Genomic DNA, 8,499 nt, shown 5'->3' with positions numbered 1-8,499 from the left:
ATATATTATCTCAATTATAATTTTTAAAAAAGACATTTCAGAATTTTTTATAAAGGAGAAATTATGTATATTAAACCGACTTTAGAATATTGGAATGGAAGAGTGGATTCCCAGACTGATATGGACAGCTTTAGATACCACCAAAGAGTCCGCTTGGCACCGATTTCCGATTTAACAATCTCTGACAAAGCTTCCAGGACCTTTGGTATGATAGGCTTCAAAAGTGATGAAGGTGTCAAACGGAATAAAGGCAGGATTGGTGCTGCAGAGGGCCCTGAATATATAAGGCAAGCGCTGGCAAAATTACCTTGTCATTTATCTTCGCAAACAGAGCTGGTGGATGCTGGAAATGTAGTATGTGAAGGTAAAGAGATGGAGGCCGCACAAGCTCAACTTGGAGCAGCTGTTGCCCAGTTATTGGAGAGTAAAACGATACCTATCATTTTGGGCGGAGGACACGAAACCTTTTATGGCCATTATCTAGGAATTAGAAAATACATTGGACCAAATGCTAGATTAGGAATTATTAATATAGACGCTCACTTTGATATGAGACCTTATGAATTGGAAAGTTCGTCAGGAACGATGTTTAAACAGATTTTGGACGAAGATCACAGTTGTGGATATTTATGTGTTGGAATCCAAAAACAAGGCAATACGAAAGCACTCTTTGAAACGGCCAAGAGGAGTAAGGTAGAATACATATTGGAAGAAGAATTGTCATTGAACGAAATGGATGATACTACGCAACGGATAAATGAATTTATTAGTAAAAACGATTTCATTATCCTTACATTGTGTACGGATGTTATTGATTCAGCCTATGCACCTGGCGTAAGTGCACCATCGCCGTTTGGACTGAATCCGAAATTGGTCCGTTCCATAATTAAGCATGTCGTATCAAATGAAAAGATCCTTTCTTTTGATGTCTCGGAAGTGAATCCTTCGTTGGACGAAAATAATAAAACCGTGACATTGGCAGCACATTTAATAAATGAGGTTTTGCTGAATTTTAAATAATAGATGGATAGGGATTAGGGGCAACTCCCAACAATGACAAGTCTGCCATTGCAAGTAAATTTGCTCCCTCGAGATACGTATCTTATCCTAAGGATGCATTCCCTATTAAATAATGATTTAGAACAAACAAGAAGCCCTTCAGTATAAAATCTGAAGGGCTTCACATCATTAATGAAATGACTTAAACCAAACCAGGGAATTATCTTCCACCACTAACATTTATGATCTCTCCTAATATGTAGGTTGAAGCATCGGATGCAAGGAAAGCTATACTTTCTGCTATCTCAATTGGTTTTGCTATTCGTTTAATTGGAATCGCTTCAGACATACGGGCAAGACGGTCATCATTTGGTGCGAATTTTTCATGGAAAGGTGTTTCCACTACACCAGGAGCCACTCCGTTGACAATGATTCCGTGTTCGATTAGTTCCCTGGACATGCCAATCGTCATCGTATTTAAAGCACCTTTCGTCGCCGCGTAATGAATACTTTCGCCAGCACCACCAATTCTTGCAGCTGTTGAAGAGATATTAATAATTCTCCCTTTTTTTCTAGGAATCATATACTTTAAGACAGCTTGTGAACACAAAAGGACACTCGTAATGTTTAGCTTGTATGTTTCTTCCCACAATTCTACACTTGCATCTATAAATGTACTCTGTCGAATGCCACCAGCAGCATTATTTACTAACACATCAATTGACCCAAAGTAATCAACGGCTTGTTTAACCATTTCATCGACTTGTTCTTTATTTGTAACATCAGCCTGAATTGATATTGCTTGTCCACCATTTTTATGAATATTTTTTATAACTTCTAAAGCACTTTTCTCATTTGAACGGAAATTAACGACGATTTTTGCTCCTTTAGATGCAAGTAATTCAGCTGTCGCACGGCCAATACCAGAACTTGCTCCAGTAATTAAAACCACTTTCCCCATTAAGTCTTGCATGTTTTATCCCCCCCAAATGGATTTCATAAGAAATCTTATTAATTTATAAAGCACGCTATTTCAATTATAATCAAGTATCCTCCGAGTGCTATATAATTTAGTAGCCATGAAATTAACATATTTCAATAAATTCATGGACAGTCTTTTTACGTACGCGTAAATGTAACGCTTCCTTACAAGGATTTACGGTCCAGGCATTACTTCGATTGATTAAACCTATGTAGCAACAGCAAAGGAACCTCTATGGCAGACACACCATAAGAGGATTAACTATGAATCTACCAAAGTTCAATACTGATACTTGTGGGTTTTTGGTTTATAATAACAACCATCTAGTCTTTTGAGGGGTGATCTTATGAATGAATATAATGTTACGGTCAGGAATGGCAGTACCTTAATTTTGTCAGAAATCATTAAAGCTGAAGATGAAAGAGAAGTCCTTGGCACTCTTTTGATTTCCAGTGAATTATTTAATCAACCATTTACCGACATCAGGATTTTAGAACGCTGATTTGTGCCTGCCCGTTCCATTTGTTACACTGTAATAAATCTTAATACGGTAGGCGATATTATGTGTGGACGTTTCACCCTTTTCACTGACATTGAAGAAATAAAAGAACGGTTTGATATCCAAGGATCATTTGATGAGGAATACCAATACAGCTATAATATTGCACCTTCCCACTCCGTGCTCTCCGTCATTAATGACGGAACTAGGAATCGACTTGGATATCTTCGGTGGGGGCTCATTCCTTTTTGGGCAAAAGACGAAAAAGTGGGCTACAAAATGATCAATGCCAGGGCGGAAACCATTGCTGAGAAGGCAAGCTTCAAGAATGCGTATAAGAAGAAACGATGCCTGATAGTCGCTGACTCTTTTTATGAATGGAAGAAGACACCAGAGCGAAAAATACCGATGCGAATAAAACTTAAGACTCATGCTCCATTTGGAATGGCCGGTCTTTGGGAATTCTGGAAATCTCCCGAAGGCATCAGTATATATTCATGCTCCGTTATAACAACCGTTCCTAATGAGCTAATGTCCAGGATTCATGATCGTATGCCTGTCATCCTTAAACCGGAAGATGAAAAAGATTGGTTGAATCCATCCATTAATGATCCTGCCTATCTGCAGCAATATTTAAAGTCATTCGATTCGGAACAGATGGAAGCATTTGAAGTATCGACTGATGTGAACTCGACTAAAAATAATTCACCTACCCTAATACAAAAAAATTGCTGAGAGGTCTTTAGACCTCTTTTTTATATTCGTTCCTTCCCAATAAATGGCGATATTAGGGGGTGTAATGTTAATAAAACTTATTTACTGCACTTATAAAAATCCCTTTTTAATCATGTGGAATAATTTTAACTTAACCTTGCGATAATAAACAAAATGCTGTACTCTTATATTTGCTTTTCAATTTGACATTCGATGTCACTTTCAGAAAGTGGACTCATCTAAACTTAGAGTGGTTTCGGCAAGTTTCCAGCCTGCTGCTTTTCTGAGGACTTCGTGACATTTGATATTATTTTCACTATATAATGTAGATCTTCTTATCAAGAGAGACGGAGGGACTGGCCCGAAGATGTCTCGGCAGCAGACTTAATAGGAGTGCTGTGCCAAATCCAGCAGGCAGATTCTAGCCTGAAAGATAAGGAGGGTGTTTTTTATAAATTAAAAGACCTCTTCTTGTTTTTAATAGAAGGGGTCTTTTTTTGCTTACAGTTTTTTTAGCATTCTTCCATGACTGGGATATTATCATCTTTTAATAGGGGATATTTGCGAAAACTGTTAAAAGAATAAGAGCTGTGACACATGTCATGGGAAAAATAAAAAGAGGTGTTCATCATGAGTACAAACAATAAAGGGAATCCATGGGCGTTGATCCCATTTGTCGTGTTTTTAATTTTATTTATAGGTTCAGGGGTCATTACAAAAGATTTTTATTCATTTCCTGTGATTGTAGCGATTTCAATTGCATCAGCCGCCGCACTGGCAATGAATCGAAAAGAGTCTTTCAATGAAAAGGTCGAAATTTTTTGTAAAGGTGCCGGGGACTCCAATATTATGTTAATGGTTATCATTTTCCTTTTGGCCGGCGCTTTTTCAGAAGTTGCAAATGGCATGGGGGCAGTTGAATCAACGGTGAATCTTGCCCTTGCGGTTTTTCCGCAAAATCTTTTAATGATAGGGATTTTCATTATCGCATGTTTTATTTCTTTATCAATGGGGACAAGCATGGGAACGATTGTAGCGCTTGCACCTATAGGGGTGGGAATTAGTGAGCAAACTGATATTTCGCTTGCCCTTTCAATGGCCGCCGTTATCGGTGGTGCGATGTTTGGTGATAACCTATCCTTCATATCAGATACGACAATAGCGGCAGTTCGTACTCAGGGCACTAAAATGAAGGATAAGTTTAAAGTGAATTTTTTCATCGTGTTACCTGCTGCCATCATCACATGTGCCATCCTAGGAATTTTAACAATGGGAGAACAAGCCTCCATCTCCCAACATTCATATAATTGGGTGAAGATCCTTCCTTATCTTGGTGTTTTGATCACAGCATTGGCAGGTGTCAATGTGTTCCTGGTTCTTTCCACAGGAATTGTTTTTGCAGGTATGATCGGTATGGCGGATGGCAGTTATAAACTGTTGGATGTCATTCAAAAGACGGGAGTTGGGATGGCGGGAATGTATGAAATCTCTTTCCTGGCCATTTTAATTGCAGGAATGGTGTCTGTCATCAGACATAATGGCGGCATTGATTATCTTCTCCAAGTCGTGCTCCGAAATAGTAAATCAAAAAAAGGCGCTGAATTCAGCATTGCCGGGCTTGTTAGTTTGACTAACCTTTCAACGGCCAATAACACGATTTCAATAATTATTGCCGGACCTCTTGCCAAAAATATTGCTGAACAGTATGGGATTGATCCCCGTAAATCGGCGAGCCTGCTTGACGTTTTTGCCTGTTGTATCCAAGGGTTAATTCCATATGGGGCCCAGCTTCTGATAGCGGCGGGTGTAGCAAAGATTTCTCCGATTAGCATCTTGCCATATTCATATTACCCACTTTTAATTGGCGTTTGTGGAGTGATAGCAATCTTGATTGGTTTTCCACGATTTCAGGCGGGAGAAGATATAGCGAAGAAACGTACTTCTTAAAATGAGAATAAGCATGAAAATAAACCCTGAATCATTAGATTCAGGGTTTTACTTTGTAAGGTGTATGGAAACATTGGTGAAAAATAATTAAAAAGAGCGATGTCACCCTCGCTCTTCCATCAGTTTAAGTCTTATCACTGTTTAGGAATTCCGATTCATATTGATTAACCCAACGCATAATGGTTGTGTGAGCTAGTCGTTATGAATAGAAGACAACACCAACTAAACCAGAAAGAATAATGACATAGGCTGGGTGCCAGCGTAATTTCAATAGGGCAAATAACGATAATCCAAAAACGAGTAATAAGCTTATCGTATGCCATGAAAAGTTCAGGCCTATCAAATGATTGGAAAGTGCAAAGCTGATCGCTGCAAAGAGGATTAAACTAGTGACAACGGGTCTTAATCCATAAAACATCGATTGAATAACTGGATAATGATTCAATTTGCTGAAGAAGGTGGCTATAACGGTTACGAGTATAATGGCAGGAAGCAAGATTCCGAGAACGGATGATATGGCTCCTGCTAATCCAGCAGTCGAATAGCCTACAAGAATGGCACTATTGGTGGTGATTGGCCCGGGAGACATGCCGGAAATAGCGATTACATCGGTGAATTGTTGCGTCGTCATCCATCCGTGCTGTGAGAATTCCGATTCTATTACGGGAATCATGGCGTATCCGCCACCAAACGATACAAAGCCGATTATAAAGAAGGTGCTAAACAACTCCCACAAGTCCATCATTCTTAATCACACGCTTTCTTGAAAATTAGTTAGACCCTTTATTGATTTACCTATATGCCTGCACCCATGAAAGGTTCGAAATCAGTTTCTTCTTTCTTTTCTTTTCGGTCCAACTGGACTTCGTAACCTAATTTCCTTTTAATGGAGATAGACACAATACCCGCTATTGCTCCTGCTAATATAGCTAAAACAGGTTGAACGAAGAAAAGGGCAGGAAGACCAACTATTAAAATAATGAAAGTTGATTTGTCAACAATAGCTGTTTTTCCTATCTTGATAGCTGCGAAGGCGATGATGGCTACTATGGAAGCTCTAATCGATATGAATGCGGCTTCTATCTTCGGATTATCCTGAATGAAAAAATATAAAATGCCGAGAAGTAGTACAATTAAAAAGGTAGGTAATGAAACACCAATCATGGCTGCCATTGCGCCCTTCATTCCGGCAATTCGATGGCCGATAAAGGTGGCGGAGTTAATGGCGACAGCTCCCGGTACGGATTGAGATAAAGCAAAAACATCCGTAACTTCTTCACTTGTCAGCCATTTTCTCTTCTCCACTACTTCTTTTTCGATTAAGGGGATCATCGCAAACCCGCCTCCGAATGTCACAGGTGCCATTTTAAAAAAGGTCCAAAATAATTGGAACAGTGTTTTCCATTGTCCTTTCATTGACATACTCACTTCCTTTGCTGCTCTGTATAATTCTTATCATTAACATATCAAAGAAAAAGGAATGGGTAAATTGCAACAAAATCATCGGGTATAACAAAACGTTATACCCAGAAGCTTTATCCGTTTTATATAGAATTTCATTAAGGCCCACCTAATCAGGGGAAATAGCGTTGTTTTCTTATTTCACCATTTAGCTATATGATGCTATCATTTTATTAAACCATTAAAAGACAAGGAGGTCGGTTTCTTGAAAATAGAAAATCTAAGAATGTTTTGTTTAGTGGTGGATGAAGGAAGTATAAGCCAGGCAGCGAGGTTAAGCTTCTTATCTCAACCCGCAGCAACAAGACAGATTCATCAATTGGAGAATTTTTATAACACTTTGTTATTCGACCGTGAGGAAGGGAGGCTGAGAGTGACGGAAGCAGGAAAGTTGTTATACCCTTTTGCAAAAGCTATTGTAAATGACTTTAACCATTCAAAAGTAGTGATTCAGCAATCAACGGGCGAGTACAATGCTAACCTCATAGTAGGTGCATCCTTGACAATCGGTGAGTATTTGTTGCCGAGCTTGCTTGGGAAATTCAAAAAACAACAGCCTGAAATAAAAGTGACATTAACGATAAAAAATACCCCACGGGTTCTGGAGGATTTATCAAACGATGTCATTGATTTGGCCTTGGTGGAAGGACTTGTGGAAAACACCGATTTTATTGTAGACAAGTTCGCCGAAGACGAATTGATATTGGTTTGTCCATTTGACCACCCATGGAAAGACAGAAAAGAAATCCAGCTAGAGGAATTGGGAAATGAAAGGATGATATGGCGTGAATCCATATCAGGGACACGACTTATCGTAGAAAACATGTTAAGGGAGCATGGGGTTTTAGAAAAAATAGAAAGCTACATGGAGATTGGTAGTACTCAAGCGATAAAAAGTGCGGTTGAGGCTGGACTTGGGATCAGCATTTTGCCAAGGTTGACAGTTGCCAGGGAATTGGAACAAGGTTTTTTGCGGGAAGTGGGTATTTCCAGAATAGATATAACAAGAAATCTGTGGCTCGTCAGGAAAAACAAGCGTTTTAATAAAATAGGGGTGTCTAATTTTGTGGATTTTCTTCGATAGTGAATGAATTACGTCACCTCTCATCGCTTGGTTATATTTAAAGTGAAATTTTTGGCAGGTGACAAAGTGTTCAAATGATTTTTGAAAATAGTTTATTGGCAGCGTTTTCATGGTTTTGGTTAACGATGTGGCTGGGACTATGGATGCCAGGTTACCTTACTAGAATCGCAGAGATGAAATCGGGATATAGCGTATTGATGACAGACATGGTCTTGGCTTCCATCACGATTTTCATGCCTCTACCTGGATAACCATCGCTCAAAGCATGGCAAAAGGTTATGCCTATACTTTTTTAATGACTAGCCTTCAGGTTTTAATGTAGTTACTTCCTGGCCGATCAGGATTAATGACGAGCCAAAGCGCATCGTTTATGAATATAGCAGGGAGGCCTTTTATCACTAGTGTGCTTGACAATCGCATACGAAAACGTATCACTTGGTTTTGTGTATTCCTTCTTTTTTGCCGCAGGCTTTCTTCTAATTTTTAGAATTGAGTTCTCAATCTTCGTTAAACCAGCTTAAAGGCTCGAATTAGGAGATGCAAAAGCAAAGACTTCTACAATATAAAAAGTTAGAGGTTTTTACATTGGATAAAGGTTCTTCTCAATAGAGAGGGGCATTTTTGCATTTGGATATACAGCTTACGCACCTTTATATGAAATGTATAACAAAATGGGGCCTTACATATTTTCTATAGAAAAAAATATCTCATAATGTCTTTATGTTCAAAATATACCGCAAATTAAGTATGCATGTATGCTTTTTAGCTTCCGAGCCATAGCTAAAAAACGAATTGTATTAATGGATACAAGTG

The 8,499-nt window shown here is 38.8% G+C and carries 9 protein-coding genes and 1 riboswitch; of the genes, 6 read left to right on the top strand and 3 right to left on the bottom strand.

Annotated features, from left to right (window positions below; translation table 11 throughout):
* Nucleotides 1–63 precede the first annotated feature (63 nt).
* Nucleotides 64–1,020: a formimidoylglutamase gene (hutG, locus tag ACFWE9_RS24290; protein ID WP_377359208.1), complete on the top strand. Its 957-nt coding sequence runs from the start codon at nucleotides 64–66 to the stop codon at nucleotides 1,018–1,020.
* Between the two features lie 199 nt (nucleotides 1,021–1,219).
* Here the strand turns inward: hutG and ACFWE9_RS24285 are convergent, their stop codons facing one another.
* On the bottom strand, nucleotides 1,220–1,972 hold the full coding sequence (locus ACFWE9_RS24285) for an SDR family NAD(P)-dependent oxidoreductase (protein ID WP_230156448.1): 753 nt from the start codon (nucleotides 1,970–1,972) through the stop codon (nucleotides 1,220–1,222).
* Nucleotides 1,973–2,327: 355 nt separating this feature from the next.
* On the opposite strand from ACFWE9_RS24285, the gene ACFWE9_RS24280 reads away from it, so the two are divergent.
* The 3 genes from ACFWE9_RS24280 to ACFWE9_RS24270 all read left to right on the top strand — a co-directional run bounded on the left by ACFWE9_RS24280 (nucleotide 2,328) and on the right by ACFWE9_RS24270 (nucleotide 5,141).
* Nucleotides 2,328–2,483, top strand: coding sequence for a hypothetical protein (locus ACFWE9_RS24280; protein WP_155727292.1), 156 nt, complete (start codon nucleotides 2,328–2,330; stop codon nucleotides 2,481–2,483).
* A 60-nt stretch (nucleotides 2,484–2,543) separates the two neighbouring features.
* Nucleotides 2,544–3,215, top strand: coding sequence for an SOS response-associated peptidase (locus ACFWE9_RS24275; RefSeq protein WP_230156446.1), 672 nt, complete (start codon nucleotides 2,544–2,546; stop codon nucleotides 3,213–3,215).
* A 311-nt stretch (nucleotides 3,216–3,526) separates the two neighbouring features.
* Nucleotides 3,527–3,634: riboswitch (SAM riboswitch) on the top strand.
* 190 nt (nucleotides 3,635–3,824) lie between these two features.
* A complete protein-coding gene (locus tag ACFWE9_RS24270) occupies nucleotides 3,825–5,141 on the top strand; it encodes a Na+/H+ antiporter NhaC family protein (RefSeq protein ID WP_230156444.1) in 1,317 nt (438 codons plus the stop codon).
* Nucleotides 5,142–5,340: 199 nt separating this feature from the next.
* On the opposite strand, the gene ACFWE9_RS24265 is transcribed toward ACFWE9_RS24270, so the two are convergent.
* Together ACFWE9_RS24265 and ACFWE9_RS24260 are read right to left on the bottom strand one after the other, a co-directional pair.
* Nucleotides 5,341–5,886 (bottom strand): chromate transporter, encoded by a 546-nt coding sequence (locus ACFWE9_RS24265; protein WP_377359205.1) that lies wholly within the window; start codon nucleotides 5,884–5,886, stop codon nucleotides 5,341–5,343.
* A gap of 50 nt (nucleotides 5,887–5,936) precedes the next feature.
* Nucleotides 5,937–6,563, bottom strand: a complete 627-nt coding sequence (locus ACFWE9_RS24260) for a chromate transporter (RefSeq protein ID WP_377359203.1) — start codon at nucleotides 6,561–6,563, stop codon at nucleotides 5,937–5,939.
* A 244-nt stretch (nucleotides 6,564–6,807) separates the two neighbouring features.
* Here ACFWE9_RS24260 and ACFWE9_RS24255 point away from each other — a divergent pair, with 244 nt between their 5' ends.
* Together ACFWE9_RS24255 and ACFWE9_RS24250 are read left to right on the top strand one after the other, a co-directional pair.
* Nucleotides 6,808–7,686, top strand: coding sequence for a LysR family transcriptional regulator (locus tag ACFWE9_RS24255; RefSeq protein WP_370014774.1), 879 nt, complete (start codon nucleotides 6,808–6,810; stop codon nucleotides 7,684–7,686).
* A gap of 74 nt (nucleotides 7,687–7,760) precedes the next feature.
* Nucleotides 7,761–7,937, top strand: coding sequence for a hypothetical protein (locus tag ACFWE9_RS24250; protein ID WP_230156438.1), 177 nt, complete (start codon nucleotides 7,761–7,763; stop codon nucleotides 7,935–7,937).
* Nucleotides 7,938–8,499 lie beyond the last annotated feature (562 nt).

Origin of the sequence: Peribacillus sp. NPDC060253 (assembly GCF_042727425.1) — a bacterium.
Taxonomy (GTDB): Bacteria; Bacillota; Bacilli; order Bacillales; family DSM-1321; genus Peribacillus.
The sequence above is the reverse complement of the archived record's forward strand: the minus strand, read 5'-3'. Positions and strand labels throughout refer to the sequence as shown.

Bases quoted from the DNA above. Each gene is read 5' to 3' on its own strand.
- hutG (WP_377359208.1), top strand. From the start codon at position 64: ATGTATATTAAACCGACTTTAGAATATTGGAATGGAAGAGTGGATTCC.
- ACFWE9_RS24285 (WP_230156448.1), bottom strand. From the start codon at position 1,972: ATGCAAGACTTAATGGGGAAAGTGGTTTTAATTACTGGAGCAAGTTCT.
- ACFWE9_RS24280 (WP_155727292.1), top strand. From the start codon at position 2,328: ATGAATGAATATAATGTTACGGTCAGGAATGGCAGTACCTTAATTTTG.
- ACFWE9_RS24275 (WP_230156446.1), top strand. From the start codon at position 2,544: ATGTGTGGACGTTTCACCCTTTTCACTGACATTGAAGAAATAAAAGAA.
- ACFWE9_RS24270 (WP_230156444.1), top strand. From the start codon at position 3,825: ATGAGTACAAACAATAAAGGGAATCCATGGGCGTTGATCCCATTTGTC.
- ACFWE9_RS24265 (WP_377359205.1), bottom strand. From the start codon at position 5,886: ATGATGGACTTGTGGGAGTTGTTTAGCACCTTCTTTATAATCGGCTTT.
- ACFWE9_RS24260 (WP_377359203.1), bottom strand. From the start codon at position 6,563: ATGTCAATGAAAGGACAATGGAAAACACTGTTCCAATTATTTTGGACC.
- ACFWE9_RS24250 (WP_230156438.1), top strand. From the start codon at position 7,761: ATGATTTTTGAAAATAGTTTATTGGCAGCGTTTTCATGGTTTTGGTTA.